The sequence below is a fragment of the Streptomyces sp. NPDC056835 genome (assembly GCF_042789485.1).
In the GTDB taxonomy this organism is placed as follows: Bacteria; Actinomycetota; Actinomycetes; order Streptomycetales; family Streptomycetaceae; genus Streptomyces.
Map to the genome: position 1 here is coordinate 156,562 of NZ_JBHUBB010000019.1, position 18,172 is coordinate 174,733.

18 protein-coding genes are annotated in these 18,172 nt (G+C 69.8%); 8 read left to right on the plus strand and 10 right to left on the minus strand.

Annotated elements, in window-relative coordinates; all coding sequences use genetic code 11:
* The 8 genes from ACFRMN_RS22675 to ACFRMN_RS22710 all read right to left on the minus strand — a co-directional run bounded on the left by ACFRMN_RS22675 (position 1) and on the right by ACFRMN_RS22710 (position 7,081).
* The gene (locus ACFRMN_RS22675) at positions 1 to 252 is read right to left on the minus strand and encodes a PqqD family peptide modification chaperone (RefSeq protein ID WP_383022307.1); all 252 of its coding nucleotides are present in this window, start codon (positions 250 to 252) and stop codon (positions 1 to 3) included.
* Positions 246 to 2,117 carry an asparagine synthase-related protein gene (locus ACFRMN_RS22680; protein WP_383022308.1) on the minus strand — a complete coding sequence of 624 codons (1,872 nt, stop codon included), beginning with the start codon at positions 2,115 to 2,117 and terminating at the stop codon, positions 246 to 248. The genes ACFRMN_RS22675 and ACFRMN_RS22680 overlap by 7 nt, the downstream gene beginning before the upstream one ends.
* Positions 2,118 to 2,220: 103 nt before the next feature.
* Positions 2,221 to 2,343, minus strand: a complete 123-nt coding sequence (locus ACFRMN_RS22685) for a lasso RiPP family leader peptide-containing protein (RefSeq protein ID WP_383022310.1) — start codon at positions 2,341 to 2,343, stop codon at positions 2,221 to 2,223.
* Positions 2,344 to 2,787: 444 nt separating this feature from the next.
* The gene (locus ACFRMN_RS22690) at positions 2,788 to 3,840 is read right to left on the minus strand and encodes a 3-oxoacyl-ACP synthase III family protein (RefSeq protein ID WP_383022313.1); all 1,053 of its coding nucleotides are present in this window, start codon (positions 3,838 to 3,840) and stop codon (positions 2,788 to 2,790) included.
* A 51-nt stretch (positions 3,841 to 3,891) separates the two neighbouring features.
* Entirely contained in the window at positions 3,892 to 4,704 is an 813-nt protein-coding gene (locus ACFRMN_RS22695) for an arylamine N-acetyltransferase (RefSeq protein ID WP_383022314.1), read from the minus strand.
* Between the two features lie 90 nt (positions 4,705 to 4,794).
* Positions 4,795 to 5,607: an arylamine N-acetyltransferase gene (locus tag ACFRMN_RS22700; RefSeq protein ID WP_383022316.1), complete on the minus strand. Its 813-nt coding sequence runs from the start codon at positions 5,605 to 5,607 to the stop codon at positions 4,795 to 4,797.
* 6 nt (positions 5,608 to 5,613) lie between these two features.
* Positions 5,614 to 6,636 (minus strand): amidohydrolase family protein, encoded by a 1,023-nt coding sequence (locus tag ACFRMN_RS22705; RefSeq protein WP_383022318.1) that lies wholly within the window; start codon positions 6,634 to 6,636, stop codon positions 5,614 to 5,616.
* Between the two features lie 40 nt (positions 6,637 to 6,676).
* The gene (locus ACFRMN_RS22710) at positions 6,677 to 7,081 is read right to left on the minus strand and encodes a YybH family protein (RefSeq protein ID WP_383022320.1); all 405 of its coding nucleotides are present in this window, start codon (positions 7,079 to 7,081) and stop codon (positions 6,677 to 6,679) included.
* 217 nt (positions 7,082 to 7,298) lie between these two features.
* Here ACFRMN_RS22710 and ACFRMN_RS22715 point away from each other — a divergent pair, with 217 nt between their 5' ends.
* Both ACFRMN_RS22715 and ACFRMN_RS22720 read left to right on the plus strand, forming a co-directional pair.
* Positions 7,299 to 7,979: a flavodoxin family protein gene (locus ACFRMN_RS22715; protein WP_383022321.1), complete on the plus strand. Its 681-nt coding sequence runs from the start codon at positions 7,299 to 7,301 to the stop codon at positions 7,977 to 7,979.
* A gap of 223 nt (positions 7,980 to 8,202) precedes the next feature.
* On the plus strand, positions 8,203 to 8,901 hold the full coding sequence (locus ACFRMN_RS22720; protein ID WP_383022323.1) for an NAD(P)-dependent oxidoreductase: 699 nt from the start codon (positions 8,203 to 8,205) through the stop codon (positions 8,899 to 8,901).
* 132 nt (positions 8,902 to 9,033) lie between these two features.
* Here the strand turns inward: ACFRMN_RS22720 and ACFRMN_RS22725 are convergent, their stop codons facing one another.
* A complete protein-coding gene (locus ACFRMN_RS22725) occupies positions 9,034 to 10,038 on the minus strand; it encodes a 3-oxoacyl-ACP synthase III family protein (protein ID WP_383022325.1) in 1,005 nt (334 codons plus the stop codon).
* 207 nt (positions 10,039 to 10,245) lie between these two features.
* Positions 10,246 to 10,959, minus strand: a complete 714-nt coding sequence (locus tag ACFRMN_RS22730; RefSeq protein WP_383022327.1) for a TetR/AcrR family transcriptional regulator C-terminal domain-containing protein — start codon at positions 10,957 to 10,959, stop codon at positions 10,246 to 10,248.
* A gap of 183 nt (positions 10,960 to 11,142) precedes the next feature.
* On the opposite strand from ACFRMN_RS22730, the gene ACFRMN_RS22735 reads away from it, so the two are divergent.
* From ACFRMN_RS22735 to ACFRMN_RS22760, 6 genes are all read left to right on the plus strand, one after another.
* Entirely contained in the window at positions 11,143 to 11,793 is a 651-nt protein-coding gene (locus ACFRMN_RS22735; protein ID WP_383022329.1) for an NAD(P)-dependent oxidoreductase, read from the plus strand.
* Positions 11,794 to 12,193: 400 nt separating this feature from the next.
* Entirely contained in the window at positions 12,194 to 13,354 is a 1,161-nt protein-coding gene (locus ACFRMN_RS22740) for an IS701 family transposase (protein WP_383022330.1), read from the plus strand.
* Between the two features lie 238 nt (positions 13,355 to 13,592).
* Complete coding sequence (locus tag ACFRMN_RS22745) at positions 13,593 to 14,765, plus strand: 3-deoxy-7-phosphoheptulonate synthase (protein WP_383022332.1); 1,173 nt, start codon at positions 13,593 to 13,595, stop codon at positions 14,763 to 14,765.
* 54 nt (positions 14,766 to 14,819) lie between these two features.
* Positions 14,820 to 15,590: a 2,3-dihydro-2,3-dihydroxybenzoate dehydrogenase gene (locus ACFRMN_RS22750; RefSeq protein WP_383022334.1), complete on the plus strand. Its 771-nt coding sequence runs from the start codon at positions 14,820 to 14,822 to the stop codon at positions 15,588 to 15,590.
* Positions 15,591 to 15,620: 30 nt separating this feature from the next.
* Positions 15,621 to 16,244, plus strand: coding sequence for an isochorismatase family protein (locus ACFRMN_RS22755; RefSeq protein ID WP_383022336.1), 624 nt, complete (start codon positions 15,621 to 15,623; stop codon positions 16,242 to 16,244).
* A complete protein-coding gene (locus tag ACFRMN_RS22760) occupies positions 16,241 to 18,115 on the plus strand; it encodes an anthranilate synthase family protein (protein WP_383022337.1) in 1,875 nt (624 codons plus the stop codon). The genes ACFRMN_RS22755 and ACFRMN_RS22760 overlap by 4 nt, the downstream gene beginning before the upstream one ends.
* Positions 18,116 to 18,172: the final 57 nt, after the last annotated feature.

Here is an 18,172-nt window from a genome sequence, read left to right on the forward strand (position 1 = left end):
TCAGATCAGCACTCCCGTGCTCCGCATGGTGGTGATCAGCTTCTGGACGTCGTCCGGGATACGGTCCGCCGCCTTCGGATACCGGGCCTGGAGCGCGCTCACGACGGCCGCCGTGGACTGCCCGGCGGACAGCATCTCGAAGACCGTGACGGCCATCGGATTGAGCCGGAAGTATGTGCCGGACTTCTTGTCCAGCAGCACGGCCGCGTCCTCGTCCTTGGTGAGGACCGCGTGGGGAGAGATTCTCAGCATGGGAAAGCCAGCCGTCCGTTCGTGAGTCGTCCGTTCGTGAGGGGGCTGTTCGTGAGGGGGCCGTCCGGCCGGGCGTCCGGCGCGCCGGACGCCACCGGCGGCGACTCCGCCGCGCGTTCGGCGACGGCCCGCATCCAGGCCTCCGCGGCGACGGTCAGCTCCAGGGCGTTCGTCTCGTACTCCGGGCGCATGGTGTCCCGGACGGCCGACCGGAGCCGGTCGATGTCCACGAGGCCGTGCTCGGCGAGCAGCGAGTCCTCGAACAGGCCGAGGAGGGCCTTGCGGTTACGGGCCAGCCCGCGGTGCACCGACATGCTGAACTCACCCTTGGTGGAGCGGGAGAGCGCCGTCTTCGACGCGTCCACCCGCATCGCGGCCTTGAGCGCGGGCTTGAAGCCCCGGCCCGGCTGAGCTTGTGCCCGGGAGATCGCCAGCGCGGCTTCGAGCACCTTGTCGTCCATGTACGGAAGCGACAGCAGGATGCCCTGGTGCTGCATGAGCGCGCGCAGCGGGACGAGCCGCTGACCGCCGATGCGCTGCCCGGCGATGGAGGTGTGCACCGAGCGGGTGGGGGCCTGGGGGGTGCGGCCGGAGTCACCGGCGTGGGCCAGCGAGCGGATCGCCTCGGCGCCCGCGGCCGTTGACCAGGGGGTCACCCGCAGCCGCGGCCCCCAGTTGACGGTCGGGCCGATGGTGTCCGGGCGAGGCAGGCTCAGACCGTGCAACTGCTCCTCGAACCAGCCCGCGTACGACTGCTGCCGTGCCAGCGCGCGCAGCACCGACGGCAGGGGCCAGCGGCGCAGCCGGGCGAGGTCGCGGATGCCCCTGACCGCCTTGAGTGGGGATGTCGCGTACAGATCGCTGAAGTAGGAGGGCGCCACCGTGAACAGCTCGTCGCCGCCGAAGCCGCCGATGTGCACGGTGGCCCCGGTGGCCGCGAAGATCCGCGACATGGCGATCTTCCGCGTGCGGTTGCGGATCAGTGTGTACGGCTCGCCGAGCCCGTAGGGCACCGACTGGACCAGCCCCTCGACGGGGTCCCAGAGGCCGTCGTACGGACCGGGGATGTCTTCGGGCCGAAGGACCGTCAGGTCCCGGCCGATCTCCTTGGCGGCGATGGCCGCCCAGTGGGCGTCGTCGTGGTTGGGGTCGATGGTCTGCTCGACGAAGGACTGGAAGCGCGCGCCCTGTTCGGCCATCAGGAAGCAGAGTGATGTCGAGTCCATGCCGCCGGAGAGGTCCGCCGACAGGCCGTCGGCCGTGGCGACCCGGACGGTCACCGCCTCGTCCAGCGCGGCTCGCAGCCGCGGAGCGCCTTCGCGGATGGACAGGTCCGACGGCGGCGGTGTCCACCAGGTGGAGCGCTCGATCCGGTCGCGGGTCACGCGCAGCCGCTGGTCGGCGGGGAGCCGGCGCACGCCGGTCCAGTAGGCGCCCTCGGTCAGTCCGTAGTCGAATCCCGGGTGGACCATGCCCCAGGCGACCATGTCGATGCGCGGGGTACTGCCGGTCAGCCGGGCCAGGAGCTCGACCGAGTCGGACACCGCGTAGGTCCGGGTGTCCTCCCGCCGGGCGTAGTACACCTGGCGCAGACCGGACGCGCTGCCCTGGACGTAGCAGGAGCGGCCGTCCGTGTACAGGATGTGGAAGCTGCCCGCGAGGTCGTGCGCCGCGGCCATCAGGTCGTCGACGTCGTCGTACCGGTCGAGAAGCCGTGCCAGACGCCCCGCTTCGGCGTCTGTCTCACCGAAGAGCGCGAGACGTCTGGCACCGGCTTCCGTAGCGATCAGACGGGAATGCGAGACGTCGGCGACGACCCACGTCCGGCCTGACGCATAACTCAATATCGCGGTGTCATCGGCCATTCCGGTGAGACCAGGAAATGCGCCTTCGGCGTTTTCCGGGAAAGCGGCGAACCATGACGCACCCAAAGTCTCCCCCTTTATGACCGATTGCCATGAGCCGCTATCAGATGATGGCTACGCCTTCACCGTCATTGCTGGCCCAGCCGTACCACATGGTGAGGTCGGAGAACTCACCCACCGGCAGCATCTCGGGTGCCTCGTATTCGACGATCTCGTTCTCGGTCATTTCAATCACTCCTTTCTCGGAAGAGTCGCAAAGAACACTAACTGCGGCTCTGTGTGTGAAGCAAGGGAGTTAGAGGGAGAACTGTCAAGTCCCGACCGGAAATTAAAGGTTTAAAGGAGGGGTGGCTGAAATGGATACGCGCGGTTTTCAGCCAATGAAAGAAAGGTGGTGACCAGCCTCTTTCGAGGCGATCACCACCTGGGCCGGGATATGGACGACGTGATTCCGTGTCCGTATCTATTCGCCGGGACGTCGGCGAGCGGGCGTCGTGCCGGGGTGCCGAGGGCTGATTTCGGTCTGGTCGCACGGCGCCGGTTGGCGCGAAGCCGTCACTTTGGCCGTGAAGTACACCTGGAGGGCCCCGGCCCCGACTGGGCCCGGCAGGCCTCGGCAGGGCCCGGCAGGGCCCGCCACCCGGCCGGCGGCCGGCCCTGCCGGGGAACGTCACGTCCCTGACGCGAGGGCCATTCCGGGGACCTCCGCCGCGACCAGGTCCTCCGGGAGCCGGAAGACGAGCGAGCCGAAGAGGAAGCCGGCCCCGATCGCGCCCAGCACGATGACATCACCGCGCCGGGCCCGGCCCTCGGCGGCCAGCCGCCACAGGGCCGTCAGAGGTGAGGCCGCGGCGGTGTTGCCCAGGGTGTCGGCGGTGACGGGAACCTGGTCGGGCTCGGCACCGGCCACGCGCCCGATGTGCCGTACCAGCTTCGCGTTCGCCTGGTGCACGGCGAAGCCGCTCACGTCGTCCACCGTGACGCCGGCCAGCGAAAGCGCCTCGCTCAGGGACTTCGGCACCCGGCTCATCGCCTCGCGCAGCACCACGTTGCCGTCCATGAAGATGTACGGCGACCTGGGAGTCGGAGTCGTCGACGTCGGCACCTCCTGGTCCAGACGCCAGGCCGTCGGCATCCGGACGCCGTCCGAGTAGACGTTGCCGAGGTCGTAACTCAGCAGCCCGTCCCGGCCGTCCGACCTGCGCAGCACCACGGCCCCCGCGGCGTCCCCGAAGAAGATCCGGGTGAGGCGGTCCCCCGGATCGGTGATGCCGGAGCCCCGCTCGGCACAGACGACCAGCGCGGAGTCCAGCCCCGGTTCCTGAAGGAGGCAGGAGGCCGTGTAGATCCCGTACGCGGACGAGGCGCACGCGTGCTGCGTCAGGTCGAGGATCCGCGGGGTCTCGATGCCCAGGCGCTCGGCCAGGCTCACGCCCAGGGACGGCATGATCCAGTCCGGGCTGGTGCACGCGACGATCAGGACGTCGATACCGCGGGCCTCGACACCGGCCGCCGCCATGGCCTTCTCCGCCGACTCGACCGCGAGATCGAGAACGGTCTCGTGCGATTCGAGAAACCGGCGTTCCCGGATTCCTGTCTTTTCCTCGATCCATTCCGGCGTGGTGTCCAGGGTTTCGCACAACTCCGCGTTTGTGACGACCCTTTTGGGTAACGCCAGCGCGACGCTGCACGGACTGACCGGTGCGAGTTCCCATTTGGGCATGACGAAGCCTCCTCTGTGCCGGATTCGGTGGTGTTCGGAGTGGTGCGGCGCTTACTTCTCCTCGAACGCCATGCGTACGGATTTCCTCACGTACGGGCTCGGTATCGGGCGCTTGTCCAGCGTGATGCCGAACCATTTCTCGTACGCGTCCAGCACCGCCGCGTCATCGGTGAGTTTCTCGGTCGTCGTGTCTTTTCCGCGGGTGATGGTCAGCACGTCGTCCTTGAGCAGGACCCGGCCGTCATCGAGCGGAAGGGAGCAGAACATGTTCTGCAGGAGCATCGAGTCCGGGCTGGTCCGGTACCAGTAGATCGCCTGGTCGAAGTCCGACAGGGACGTCGGATCGTCGTAGAAGCGGTATTGCGGTTTTCCGTTCCGGAGGACGTCGGTGGTGCGGTCGTCGACCTTCCGGACGCAGAACACACCGTGCGGATCGTCCTGCGCCTCGGGTGTGTCGAGGGGGATCGGGTACCTGCTGCCCTTCCCGAACCCGATGTCGACGAGCCAGCGCCGCCCGTCGACCTCCGCGATGGGCAGCATGTGGTTGTACGGGTCGCGCAGCCGGCCGCCGATCCAGACGCGCCCGTGCCGGACGTGCACGGTGAAGCCCAGGGACTTCAGCAGGAGGTAGAAGGCGCTGTTGAGCTCGCCGCAGGCACCGCCGCGGCGCCGGCGCACGATCTTCTCGACGATCCGTTCGTCCTTGTAGTAGATCTCCTTGCCGAGGTGGTAGTCGAGGCTTTCGAAAGGCACCGACATCACGTGCCGCTCATGCAGGTGGCGCAGCGCGGCAAGGTCGGGCCGGTCCGGTCGCTCGGCCGAGATACGTTTCAGATAGGCGGCCGTCGTCACTTCATCCAGCATGCCGTTTCCCCTGTTGGCCTGTCGGTCCGTTGGTCTGTCGCTCTGTCGCTCTGTCGCTCTGTCGGTCTGTCGGTCTGTCGGTGTGGAATGTCAGTCGCCGTCGAACGACAGACGGAGCGAGCCGTTCGTGTACGGGGTCGGCACGGGACGCTTCTCCAGCCTCATCCCGAACCATTTCTCGTACGCCGCCAGTACCGCGGCGTCGTCGGCGAGTCTCTCGGTCCGCTTCTCGTCCCCGGAGACGACCGTCAGCGCGTCGTCGCGCAGGATGACCCAGCCGTTCTCCAGGGGAAGCGAGCAGACGAGCGTCCGCAGGAACGGGGAGTCCGGGCTCGTCCGGTACCACCACATCGTCTGGTGGAACTCGGCCAGTTCCACCGGCTCCTCGTAGAGGATGTACTGCGGCGTCCCGTCGCGCAGCACCTCGACGGACCGCCGGTCCAGACGCCGCGTGGTGAACTCACCGTGCGGATCGGGCTGGGGCTCGTCGCAGTCCAGCAGGAGGGGGCGGCGGCTGCTCCTGCCGAATCCGATGTCGGCGATCCAGCGGCGGTCGTCGACGGCCACCGTCATCACCACATGGTGGTACGGGGCGGTGGTCCCGCCTCCCGGGATGTGGACGCGGCCCTGGTGCAGGGTCACATCGAACCCCATGGACTTCAGCAGGAGGTAGAACGCCGTGTTGATCTCACCGCACAGGCCGCCTCGGCGCTCGTGGACGATCTTCTCGACGGCCCGTTCGTCCATCCGGATGTCGGCGCCGCGGTGGTAGTCGAGATTGTCGAAGGGGACCGACAGCACGTGCCGCTCGTGCAGCTGCCGCAGCGCGTCGGCGTCGAGGCGTTTCGGCCGGTCGGCGGAGATGCGGTCCAGGTAGGCGGAGACCGTCTTCTTGTCCAGCACGGCGTCTCATCCGTCCTTTCCATCGGCGCGGCCGCGTCCTGGCGGGAGGAAGCGGGGGAAAAGGGTCTCGGCGTTGGCGTGCTCCAGCCGGGTCCGCTCCCCGGCGCTGAACCCTCCGTGGGCGATGACGCGGTGGCCGGTGTCGAGCGTGTAGTGCTCGGGCATCAGCGGGAAGTCCGAGCCGACCACGATCCGGTCCGCCGGGGCGAAGGACCGCAGGGCCGCCATGGCGTGCGGGTCGCCCGCCATGGCGACGTCGACGTAGAGCCGGCGCAGTGAACCGACGGGGTCCTCGGGCAGCCGGTCCGCGAGGGACGCGCTGATGAGCCCGCCGCAGGCGAGCCGGCCGGCGTAGAAGGGGACGCCGCCACCGCCGTGCGGCAGGATCACCGGCAGGTCCGGGAACCTCTCCAGGGTCTGGTTGTAGAGGAGTTGGGCGGCGACCCGCACCGACTCGAAGGGGAACTCGTAGAGCGAGGCCGGCAGGCCGAGGTCCGGCTGACCGGTCGACGGGGGAACCGTCGGGTGCACGAACAGCGGGCTGCGCCGGCGGGCGGCCGCCGCGAAGAGCGGGTCCATCGCGCGGTCGCCCACGTACAGGCCGCCGTAGTTGCTGACGAGTCCCACGCCGTCCAGCCCGAGCGTGTCGACGGCGTACTCGAACTCCTCCAGGACGAGGTCCAGGTGAGGAAAGGGAAGCGTGGCGAACGCGCCGAACCGGCCCGGGTGCGCGGCGACCAGATCGGCCAGGTACTCGTTCACGCGGCGCGCGAACTCCCCGGCCGGCTTGGGCTCCAGGGTCGCCGGCACACCCGGCCAGACGCTCACCACGGCGGCACGGATGCCGTGCCGGTCCATCATGGCGAGGCTGCCACGCGCGCTCCAGGTCGGCCTGTCGACACCGGGAAGAATGGTCGCGACGCCCATCCGGGCCAGCTCGTCGAGATAGAAGTCCGGCAGGATGTGGTGATGTACGTCGATGGCCCGCGACCACGGCCTTTCTGCGGGCGCCTGCTTGCTGTCCGGCATCGGTCGTCCTCGGGTCGGGTGGGTGGTGGTCCGGTCCGGATCAGGCCCGGGTCGTGCCGGGCGGGTTGCTGATCAGGCACCTCCAGACGCCGTCGGCGCCGCGGCGGAGGATGTCGGCGGCCGTGCCCTCAAGGCGCTGGTGCGTCCCGTCGGGCCCGGTGCCCTCGTGTACGTAGTCGCAGATCATCAGTGCCGTGTCGCCGACCGTGTAGATGTGCCGCACCGACAGTTTCACCGGGAGGCGGTCCGGCAGCGTCTTCGCGGCCGCCTTCCACATCTCCTCACCCGCCTGGTACTGGCCCGGAGCGAGAACGCGCATGGCGGTCGGTTCGAAAAGCCGCTGAATGGCCTCAAGACTGCCCGAGTTGAAGGCCTCCTCGAATGCCGCCGGAACCTGACCGGGTTCGGTGGGAAGGGTGATCTGCTCGCCTGTGGAATTCGACATGGCAACAGAACAGTGCACCGCCGCGGGGCACTCAAGCCGTCACGGGCCACTCTGTCAGGTCCTGACCGTTCCCGAATTCCGGCCCGGGACAAGCTGTTCGCGGACCTGACGAACCATCCGGCATTGCCTGGCGGGAGTGCGCACGGGGTCATGAGGATGACACCTCGTACCCGGGGATGCCGCATTCCCCGCAACGACGAATGGCGAGGAGTTTTCCATGGTGAAGGTGGCCATCATCTTCCATTCCCGGAGTGGCAACATCCACCGGCTGGCAACCGCGGCGGCCGCCGCGGCGGAAAAGGCGGGTGCCGAGCCGAAGCTGTTCAAGGTCCCCGAGCTACCGGACCCGATGGTGCTGGACAAGGAGGCCTACGCCGAACTGGAGACCACTACCAGTGACATCCCGGTGGCCACGCTGGACGATCTGGTGGCGGCCGACGCGATCATGATCGGCACGCCCGTCCACTTCGGTCTGCCGGCCCCGCAGATCCTGAACTTCGTGGACCGCTCGGGTCCGGTGGCCATTCCCGGCAAGCTGGCGAACAAGGTCGCCACCGTGTTCGCCTCCGGCTCCGCCGCGCACGCCGGCCAGCAGACGGCGATCCTCGCCCTCCACAACGTGCTGTGCCACTGGGGCTGCCTCATCGTCCCCAACGGCTCAAGTGTCGAGATCCTGGCGTCCGAGCACAACGGATCGCCCTACGGCACATGCAGCGTCTCCCGGCACGCTCCGAACAATGTGCACGACGACAACCTGAAGGCGATCGAGTACCAGGCCCTGCGCCTGGTGGAGGTCGCCACGGCCTATCGGACCGGGCTTCAGCAGCAGGAGTCCGCCATCGACTTCGTCACCTTCGACTTCCTCATGAAGAAGTTCCCCCGGCTGTCGGTGGACTGACGGCGAGTCACCGACGCGGGAACACGGCGCACCCACGGCCCGCCGGGTCGCGGGTGCGCCGCATGTCAGCGCCGGATCCCACCACTCGATCCCCCATCCGGGCGTGGTACTTTGATCTGGCTATGGATCAATGTTCGAGTGCCCGACCGGTGTCCGCCGCGGAGCCGTCCCGCGCGGTCATACGCCCGCGGCCGCACCTTGTCGCCCCGCACAGGAGGAACACGTGAAACTGGTCATCTTCGGCGCGAACGGCCCGACGGGCCGGCTGACCACCGAACAGGCGCTCGCCGAGGGGCACGAGGTCACCGCCGTAACGCGCAGGCCGGACGCCTTCCCGCTGAGCGGCGCCCGGTTGAGCGTGGTCAAGGCCGACATCCTGAACCCCGACGAGGTGCGGCGCGTGGTCGCCGGACATGACGCCGTCATCTCGACCGTCGGCATCCCGTACACGAAGGAGCCGGTGACCGTCTACTCGGAGGGCACCGCGAACGTCATCAAGGCGATGCGCGAGCACGACATCCGGCGCCTGGTCTGCGTCAGCTCGATCGGGGCCAACTACCAGGACGCTCCTGGCGAGAAGCTTGTCTTCCGCAAGGTGATCGTGCCGATCCTGCTCAAGATGGGCCGGCCGCTCTACGAGGACACGAGCCGCATGGAGGACATCGTGAGCGCCAGCGGTCTGGAGTGGACGGTCGTCCGCCCCGCCGGTCTCTTCGACGCCACGACCACCACCGACTACATCGTCAGCGCGTCCCGTCACCCCGGCTGGTTCACCTCGCGCAAGGACCTCGCGGACGTGCTGGTGCGGGAGTCGGTCGACAACCTCCACGTCGGCTCCCGCGTCGAGGTCATCACGACGCAGGGCGTTCCCAGCTACTTCGAGGTCTTCAAGAAGGAAGCGCTGCACATCGGCAAGAAGTGAGCCGCGCGAAAGAGGCCCGGCCCCGCGGATGACCGACGGGGGCCGGGCCTTCTCCGTGGGCGCCCGCCGCCGGACGTACCCCCGGCGCCGGACGTACCCCGGCGGTCGGGGCTACGTCCGGCTGGACGGGGGTCAGACGGCGCGCAGCAGCGTCAGCCCCATGGACATGCCGCCGCCGAACGCCGCCAGCAGTGTCAGGTCACCGGGGGCCACCGCGCCCGACCTGGCCAGGTGGTCGAGGGTGATGGGGACGGAGGCGGCGCCGGTGTTGCCGTACCGCGTCACCGTGACGGCCATACGGGAGGCGGGGATGCCAAGCCGCTCGGACAGGCTCTCCAGCAGCCGCCCGTTGGCCTGGTGCGGCACGAAGTGCGTGATGTCGTCCTGGCTCAGCCCGTTGTCCTTGAGGAACTCCTGGACAGCCGGGACCACTTGGTCCTGGACGAACTCGGCGACGCCCCGGCCGTTCATCGAGAAGTACTGCGCCCCGTCGCGCAGCGTCTCCTCCGTCGCCGGCATACGGCTGCCGCCGCCGGGTACGCCGATCAGCTCGCGCTCGGAGGAGAAGCTTGCCAGCCTGCTGGAGATCAGCCGCTGGCGGCCGCCCGGGCCCAGCACGACGGCACCGGCCCCGTCCCCGAACAGCACGATCGTGCGCCGGTCGGCGGGCGAGAGGATGCGTGAGTACACGTCGGCGCCGATGACCAGGGCGTAGTCGGCCGACGCGCCGGCGAGCATCCGCTCGGCGATCGACAGGGCGAACGTGAAGCCGCTGCACACCGAGTTGACGTCGAACGCGGCGGTGCCGTGTCCTGCGCCCAGCTCGTCGGCGACGACGCAGGCCGTCGCCGGCTGCGGGGAGTCCGGTGTGGAGGTCGCCACGATGATGAGGCCGAGCTCGGCGGCGCTGATCCCGGCCTGTTCCAGAGCCGCGCGGGCGGCGGCGACGGCGAGGTCCGAGGTCGCCTCCTCGGGCTTCGCCCAACGCCGTTCCCGGATCGCGGTCTTGCGCAGGATGGCCTCTTCGGAGACCCCGGCCAGGGCGGTCATGTCCTTGTTGCTCACTACGCGACCGGGTACGTAGGACCCGGTTCCGAGCACGCCTCGTGTGTCCTGGGCGGCACCGTATGTGATCATGGTCTGCTCCATTGTCGTCCCGACTGGTACAGGCCACCCGCCCGCGTCGGCAGCGACGGGGAACGGGGCCCGGGGACCCCGCCGTCCGAGTCCCGGGCGCGGCGGATCCGCATGAGATCAGGACAGTCGGAGCTCGGCCCCAGGTCCAGCGGGCCAACGCGGATCTGTCAGATGGCCCGGCGCCGGCCGCCGGGCCGGGAACGGCGGTCAGCCGGTGGCGGAGAGCTGGGCCTCCAGGCCGTCGAGGACGTACCGCACGCCCACGTGGAAGTTGTCCTCCCAGTCCTCGTCGAGCATGTACTCGTACTCCACGAGCGTCGGGTACCTGTCCCGCTGCTCGCGCAACCGCTCCTGTGCCGCGGTGCGTTCGGGCCTGGACCATTCGAGGCCGGACTGACTCGCGGCCGAGCCCAGGACGTGGTTGTACAGTAGCCAGCAGGCGGCCTGTGTTTGCTGCGCCCTGAATCCGGCCCGTGACAGCGTCGCCTGGAGCGATTCGAGCCACGCGAGGAAGTTCGGCCCGATCGAGGGCCGTTGAGGCATGGGCAGCGCCGCGGACCACGGGTGCCGCAGGAGCATGGCCCGGCATCTGGAGAGGAGATCCACTACGTTCTCCTGCCAGTCTCCGTCATGTCCGTCGGGGAGCTGGGCCTCGGCGAAGATCGCGTCGGTCGCCAGGTCGATGACGTCGTCCTTGGTGTCGATGTGCCAGTACAGCGTCGTGGCGCCGACGCCGATACGCTCCGCCAGATGGCGCATGGTCAGCCGCTCCATGCCCTCCTCGTCCAGCAGGGCGATCGCCGCGTCGGTGATGCGCTCCCTGGTCAGCGGTGGCTCCTGGCGCGGCGCGGGCGGCCGGCGCAGCCAGACGCTCTGCCCGGAATCCGAACCCGTACGACCGTTCCCCCGTGGCTTGCTCACGCTGACTCCCACCAACCTTTCCGGCTCATCGTATGCGGGGCTACTCATCGTAGTACATTGATCGACACCCTCGATCGACGTACGAGGACCCGACCGATGTTCGACAGGTCGATGTCCGACGCTCCCGTGTGCCCGCCGGCGCACGGGGCCCGGCCACTCGGCCCGTCCGCCAGGAAGGAACGTATGAAGCTGGTCGTGTTCGGCGCCAACAGCCCCACGGGCCGCTTGGTCACGGTCATGGCCATGGCCATGGGGCATACGGTCACCGCGATCACCCGGCGGCCGGCCGACTTCCCGCTCTACGACCACCGGGTGCAGACGGCCGCCGCGGATCCGATGGACGCCGACGCGGTGGACTGGGTCGTGCGCGGCCACGACGCGGTGATCTCGGTGATCGGCGCGCCACCCTCCACGCAGCGCGTCACGGTCTGCTCGCAGGCCGCCTACAACATCGTCAAGGCGATGATCAACCACGGGGTGCGGCGCCTGCTCTGCGCGGGTTCCCCCGGTCTCGACGCCGCCGACCTCTCCCGCGCCGCCCAGCTCCGCCAGCGAGCGATCCGTCCGGTCGTCCTCGCGTGCGGTCGAGCCGTCCAGCAGGACGTGCGGCGCATGGAGAGCATCATCCGGGAGACCGGGCTCGACTGGACCCTCTTCCGGCCGGGCCGCCTCGTCTGCCGGAGCGAGGTGACGGACTACCGGATCACCACGCACCCGGGGCGACGCCCGCCCACTTCCCGGACCGACCTCGCCCATGCCCTCGTCCAGGCGGTCTCACACCGCGACCACCTGCGCGAAACCCTTCATGTCGCCACCGGGCGCCGCGTCCCGTGAAAAGACGTGCGGACCGCCGGATCCGGCGTCCCTCAGGTAATTAGGCTGATTAAAGGTCAGGCAAAGCAACTTCTTTGGATGTACCGCCCACCGTTCCGTGTTTCCAGGTGGATCGGTGACCGCCCGCCCGCGCGGCGGACGGCGCGTTTTCGCTCCTCAGTGGGGCAGGTGACAGATCCGAGCCCGGCCTGGTGGTGAAAATGTTCACTGGTCGATAAAGTGATGCCTCGTTTGGACCAGTGGGTTCCACCAATCGTCCGAGGGCATAAGTTCCGGCCCGGCAGGACAGCTATTCGGGGGTCGACCTTTGAGTGCAGCCCGGTTTCCGCTGACCAGGATGGGAAAACGAAAAGAAAACACGAATCGATTATTCGGTGAGAGTGTTCCGCCGGATATCTTGTTGCGCGAAATATCGACTCTGCTCTTCGCCTCCCTGCCGCGCGCCGATCAGCGCAAGAAGGGCGTCGAGTACGTCAGGGGGCTCCTGGAGGTTCCCGGGCGCAAGTCGATCAGGAATATCGCGAGCCTCATCGGAGGCCGGGCGACCGACCAGAGCCTGCACCATTTCATCAGCGAGTCGACGTGGGACTGGGTACCGGTGCGCCAGGCGCTGGCCCGTTACCTGGTGCCCCGCCTGCCGGTCGACGCCTGGGTGGTGCAGGACGCGGTGATCCGCAAGGCGGGTCAGCACTCGGTCGGCGTGGACCGCAGGTTCGTCCCCGCTGAGGGACGGGTGCTCAACGCGCAGCAGGCGATCGGCGTCTGGGCCGCTTCCGGCGGCCGGAGCAGCCCTGTCGACTGGGGGCTCCATCTGCCCCCGGCACAGATCGACGACCTGCCGGTGCGCAGCCGGGCGTCGACCCGGGACCGCGCCGAGGCACAGACCCTGTCAGACCGGGCCGTCAGGCTCTGCCTCGGCATGGTGTCGGAGTGGGGGATGCCGGTGCGGCCGGTGGTGCTCGACGCCAGCTCCCTGAACCTCTCCGTGCTCTTCGACCGGCTGGGCCGCAGGGGCATCCCCCTGCTGGCACGCGTCGACCAGTCGGTTCCCCTGCTCGTCTCGGACCCGGCGCTGACCGGCCACCGCGGCTCCGCGACCATGCCGGCCGACGATGTCATCCGCGCGGCCAGCGGCAGCAGACAGCCGGCCCAGTGGCGCGACTTCGGCAGGTCCGGCGAGTTACGCACGGGCCTGATCGCGAGCGTGGCCGTACGGCTTCCGCTGGGGAGAACGGCCCGGCTGCGGGCGGGCGGCGGACGGCGCCTGGCCCTGATCGGACTGGCCGAGACCGGGCAGCAGAACGCGACCCAGTTGTGGCTCACCAACCTCTCGTCCCAGCAACCGGCCTCGCTGCTCGCGCTGTTCACACTGCTGGAGCGGGTGCGGGACGATTATGAGGAAGTCGCCAAGAACGTCGGCATCGAGGACTACGTAGGACGTTCGTTCGACGGATGGCACCGTCATATGAGCCTTGCCTCGGCCGCCCATGCCATCGCCGTGCTGACCGGTCCCGGCCAGGTGTGGAACGGACGGACGGGCCGAGCGGCACCCGGCACCTGACGAAGTGAGCGGCGGCGCGTTGTCGCGCTCCGTCCCCCACTCCAGGATCGGACTGCCGGCCCCTGACCGGCGTGTGCCGGCCAAGGCCCGCCCGAGAACGGTGTGTTCGCGGGCCCGGCAGTGGAGTGGGGGCGTCCGGCTCCCGTACGGGTGCGCACGGAATCCCGCGCGATCCGTGCCGCACGGCGACCGCGGGACGTACCCGCGGGCCGATCCATCCCCAAGGGGAGAGACTTCAGTGGACAACCCTGTGCTCGACATCGGATCGAAACCGGCCCTGCAGCAGCCGGGGTGGGGCGACACGGAGAGTGTGCGGCGCGTGCGGCGGGAGCTCCTGGCCTCCCCCGGACTCGTCGGCCCCGAGGACGTACGCACCTTGCGGTCGGTGCTGGCCGTCGTCGCCGCCGGAGGCGCCCATGTGGTGCAGGCGGGCGACTGCGCGGAGGACCCCGCGGAGTGCACCCAGGCCCATGTGGCCCGCAAGGCGGGCCTGTTGGACGTCCTCGCGGGCGAACTGAAGGGGATCACCCACCGCCCGGTGGTCCGGGTGGGGAGGATGGCGGGCCAGTTCGGCAAACCCCGTTCGAAGCCCACGGAATGGGTGGGTGACCTCGAACTCCCCGTCTACCGGGGCCATATGGTCAACAGCCCCGAGCCCGACCTGCTGGCCAGGCGGCCGGACCCCCAGCGCATGCTGGCCTGTTACCGCGCCGCCGGCACGACGATGCGCCATCTGGGCTGGCACCGCGGGCCGGGGGAGCCGGCCATCGACCCACCGGTGTGGACCAGCCATGAAGCCCTCGTCCTCGACTACGAGGTGCCGCTGGTACGCGAGGACTCCACCGGTGCGCCGGTCCTCACCAGCACGCACTGGCCGTGGATCGGCGACCGCACCCGCCAACTGGACGGCGCTCATGTCGCGCTGCTCTCCGCGGTGGCCAACCCCGTCGCCTGCAAGGTGGGCCCCGGCATGACCGTGGAGGAGCTGCTCGCCCTGTGCGAACGCCTCGACCCGGCGCGCGAACCCGGCCGGCTCACGCTGATCGCCCGCATGGGGGCGCAGCTCGTCGCCCACCGGCTGCCGCCGCTGGTGACGGCGGTGCGGGAGGCGGGCCATCCGGTCATCTGGCTCTCCGACCCGATGCACGCCAACACGGTCACCACACCGGACGGGCGCAAGACCCGCTACCTGGGCTGGATCGCGCGGGAGGTACGGGACTTCCGGCCCGCGGTGCTGGGGGCCCGGGGGGTCGCGGGTGGTCTGCACCTGGAGACCACTCCGGACGATGTGACCGAGTGCGCCCTGAGCCCATCGGCCACCGACCGGGTCGGCGACCACTACACCAGCCTGTGCGACCCGCGGCTCGGCCCGGACCAGGCCGTGTCCGTGGTGACGGCCTGGGGGACCTGAGAGCCGCGAAAGTCCCGCCTGAACCGCCCGAAATCATATGAAGGAGGACCGCACATGGACAGCAAGGTCGCCCTGATCACAGGGGCAGCGGGGGGTATCGGCGCCGCGGTGGCCCGCGCGCTCGGCGGCCGCGGCGCCACGGTGGCCGCCGTGGACCGCGACGCGGACGGGCTCCTGCGCACCGTGCAGAAGCTGACCGCCGACGGCATGACCGCCGAGGGGTTCCCGGCCGACATCACCGACCGTGCCGAGGTCGCCGCGCTGGTCGACTCCGTCGAACAGCGCCTCGGGCCGGTGGACTTCCTGGTCAACGCGGCGGGGGTGCTGCACCTGGCCGAGGCGCGGCATCTGACCGACCAGGACTGGGACGCCACCTTCGCGGTGAACGCCACGGGGGTGTTCGTCATGTCGCGCGCGGTCGTCAACCGCATGGTGCCGCGCGGTCGCGGCGCCATCGTCACGGTCGCCTCGAACGCGGCGGGCACGGCACGTACGCGGATGGCCGCGTACGCCGCCTCGAAGGCCGCCGCCACGACGTTCACCAAGTGCCTGGGCCTGGAAGTGGCACGGCACGGCATCCGGTGCAATCTGGTGGCCCCCGGTTCCACCGACACCCCGATGCTCAGCTCCATGTGGCAGGACGGAAGCGGCCGCGTGGCCACGATCGCGGGCCGGCCCGACGCGTACAAGGTCGGCATTCCGCTCGGCAAGCTGGCCATGCCCTCGGACGTCGCCGACGCCGTGGCCTTCCTCCTGTCCGACCAGGCCGCACACATCACCCTGCACAGCCTCACGGTCGACGGCGGGGCCACCCTCGGTGTCTGACGGAGACCCGGTGTCCGACGGAGAGAAGACATGAGCGGGATACCTCCCATCGAACCCTACGAACTGCCCCGTGCGGGCGAACTGCCCACCCCCGTCCCGTCGTGGACGGTCGATCCCCGGCGCGCGGTGCTGCTGGTGCACGACATGCAGCGCTACTTCCTCCGGGCGCTGCCGGAGCCCCTGCGGGGACAGCTGCTGGCGAACGCCGTACTGCTGCGCACCCGCTGCGCCGAACTCGGCATCCCCGTCGCGTACACGGCGCAGCCAGGCGCCATGGACGAAGCGGATCGCGGTCTGCTGAAGGACTTCTGGGGGCCGGGTATGCGACGCTCCGCCGCCGACCGCGAGATCACGGAGGAACTGGCGCCGACGCGCGACGACTGGATGTTCACCAAATGGCGCTACAGCGCCTTCCACCGCTCCGGCCTGCTGGAGCGGATGCGCTCCCACGGCCGCGACCAGCTGATTGTGTGCGGGGTGTACGCGCACGTGGGCGTGCTGATGACCGCGGTCGACGCGTTCACCCACGACATCGAGACGTTCCTGGTGGCCGACGCGGTCGCCGACTTCTCCGCCGCCGATCACCGGCAGGCGATCGACTACGCGGCCCGCTGCTGTGCCGTCGTCTCCACCGTCAAGGAGGTCGTCGCGTGACATCCGATCTGCTCGACAGGGTGCTGGTAGCGCACCCACCGCCCTTCGCGCTGCTGCACCGGCCCACGGCGGCCGGCGGCGGGCAACTGGAGGTGCTGGTCGGCGAGGTGCGCTCCTGGCCCACCCTCGGGTCGATTCCGCTGCCGCGGGCGCCCGCCGCCGACGGCCGGTCCCACCACGACGTGCTGGCGCTGGTGCCCTACCGGCAGATCGGCGAGCGCGGCTACGCAGGCGTGGACGACGGGGCGCCGCTGCTCGTCCTGCATGTGACCGCCCAGGAGACGGTGCCGCTGGCCGAGGCCCTGCCGCGGCTCGTCCGTACCCCGACCCGGCTGGTGGGCGGGCACTTCACCCCCGACGACGACACGTACGCCGCCACGGTGCGGAAGGTGATCGCCGACGAGATCGGCATGGGCGAGGGCGCGAACTTCGTCATCAAGCGCTCGTACCGGGCCCGGATCGGCGACTACACCCTGGGCAGCGCGCTGTCCTTCTTCCGCAATCTGCTGGAGACCGAGTCCGGCGCCCACTGGACCCATGTGGTGCACACCGGCAGCCGTACCTTCGTCGGCGCCTCGCCGGAGCGGCATGTGAGCCTGTCCGCCGGTACGGCGGTGATGAACCCGGTCAGCGGCACCTACCGCTATCCGCCCTCCGGCCCCGAACTGTCGCAGGTGCTGGGGTTCCTCGCCGACCCCAAGGAGACCGACGAGCTGTACATGGTGCTCGACGAGGAACTGAAGATGATGGCCCGCGTCTGCGACACCGGGGGCAGAGTGGTCGGGCCGTATCTGAAGGAGATGGCCCGGCTCGCGCACACCGAATACCTCATCGAGGGGCGCAGCACGCGCGATCCTCGGGAGATCCTGCGGGAGACGCTGCTCGCGCCCACGGTCACGGGCAGCCCGCTGGAGAGCGCCTGCCGGGTGATCGCGCGGTACGAGCCCGAGGGGCGCGGCTACTACAGCGGGGTGGCCGCCCTGATCGGCAGGGACGAACAGGGCGGCGCCGCACTGGACTCCTGCATCCTCATCCGCACCGCGGAGATCGACAGCACCGGCCGGATCGAGATCGGGGTCGGCGCCACCCTCGTACGCCACTCCGACCCGGCCTCCGAAGCCGCGGAGACGAGAGCGAAGGCGGCCGGGCTGCTCGCGGCGCTGGAGGGAGGGCGGACGGTCCGCTTCGCCGACCACCCGCGCGTGCGCGCCGCGCTGGCCGAACGCAACACCTCCATCGCCGACTTCTGGCTCGCCGGGCGCGACACGGACACCCCCCTGGTGCCCGCGCCGGCCGGGACCCGGGTGCTGGTCATCGACGCCGAGGACACCTTCACGGCGATGCTCGACCATCAACTGCGCGCGCTGGGGCTCTCGGTGACGGTACGGCGGTTCGACGAGGACTGCGCGCCGCTCGACCACGACCTCGTGGTGCTCGGGCCCGGCCCCGGGGACCCCCGGGCCGCCTCGCATCCGAAGATCGCCCGGCTGGGCGCGGTCGTGGACACACTGCTGGCCGAGCGCCGCCCGTTCCTCGCCGTGTGCCTCAGCCACCAGGTGCTCTGTACCCGGCTGGGGTTCGAGCTGGTGCGCCGGGACGTGCCCAACCAGGGGACACAACGCGTGATCGACTTCTTCGGGGCACGCGAGAAGGTCGGCTTCTACAACGCGTTCGCCGCGCGGTCGTCCGAGGACAAGGCCGAGTGCGAGGGCATCGGCCCGGTGGAGGTGAGCCGCGACCGGGACACCGGCGAGGTACACGCACTGCGCGGGCCGCACTTCGCGTCCGTGCAGTTCCACGCCGAGTCGGTACTCACCCGCGACGGCGTCCGTATCCTCGCCGACGTGCTGACCGGCCTCGTCCGCGGCTGACATCCCGGGCGTTACGACGTCGAAGCGGCTGTGCGGTGGGCTTCCGGCCCACCGCAC

What these genes read in the sequence shown, in the direction of transcription:
- ACFRMN_RS22705 (WP_383022318.1), bottom strand. Translation starts at nt 6,636, where the DNA reads ATGCCGGACAGCAAGCAGGCGCCCGCAGAAAGGCCGTGGTCGCGGGCC.
- ACFRMN_RS22735 (WP_383022329.1), top strand. Translation starts at nt 11,143, where the DNA reads ATGAAGCTGGTCGTGTTCGGCGCCAACAGCCCCACGGGCCGCTTGGTC.
- ACFRMN_RS22695 (WP_383022314.1), bottom strand. Translation starts at nt 4,704, where the DNA reads ATGCTGGATGAAGTGACGACGGCCGCCTATCTGAAACGTATCTCGGCC.
- ACFRMN_RS22715 (WP_383022321.1), top strand. Translation starts at nt 7,299, where the DNA reads ATGGTGAAGGTGGCCATCATCTTCCATTCCCGGAGTGGCAACATCCAC.
- ACFRMN_RS22690 (WP_383022313.1), bottom strand. Translation starts at nt 3,840, where the DNA reads ATGCCCAAATGGGAACTCGCACCGGTCAGTCCGTGCAGCGTCGCGCTG.
- ACFRMN_RS22710 (WP_383022320.1), bottom strand. Translation starts at nt 7,081, where the DNA reads ATGTCGAATTCCACAGGCGAGCAGATCACCCTTCCCACCGAACCCGGT.
- ACFRMN_RS22725 (WP_383022325.1), bottom strand. Translation starts at nt 10,038, where the DNA reads ATGATCACATACGGTGCCGCCCAGGACACACGAGGCGTGCTCGGAACC.
- ACFRMN_RS22685 (WP_383022310.1), bottom strand. Translation starts at nt 2,343, where the DNA reads ATGACCGAGAACGAGATCGTCGAATACGAGGCACCCGAGATGCTGCCG.
- ACFRMN_RS22750 (WP_383022334.1), top strand. Translation starts at nt 14,820, where the DNA reads ATGGACAGCAAGGTCGCCCTGATCACAGGGGCAGCGGGGGGTATCGGC.
- ACFRMN_RS22680 (WP_383022308.1), bottom strand. Translation starts at nt 2,117, where the DNA reads ATGGCCGATGACACCGCGATATTGAGTTATGCGTCAGGCCGGACGTGG.
- ACFRMN_RS22755 (WP_383022336.1), top strand. Translation starts at nt 15,621, where the DNA reads ATGAGCGGGATACCTCCCATCGAACCCTACGAACTGCCCCGTGCGGGC.
- ACFRMN_RS22675 (WP_383022307.1), bottom strand. Translation starts at nt 252, where the DNA reads ATGCTGAGAATCTCTCCCCACGCGGTCCTCACCAAGGACGAGGACGCG.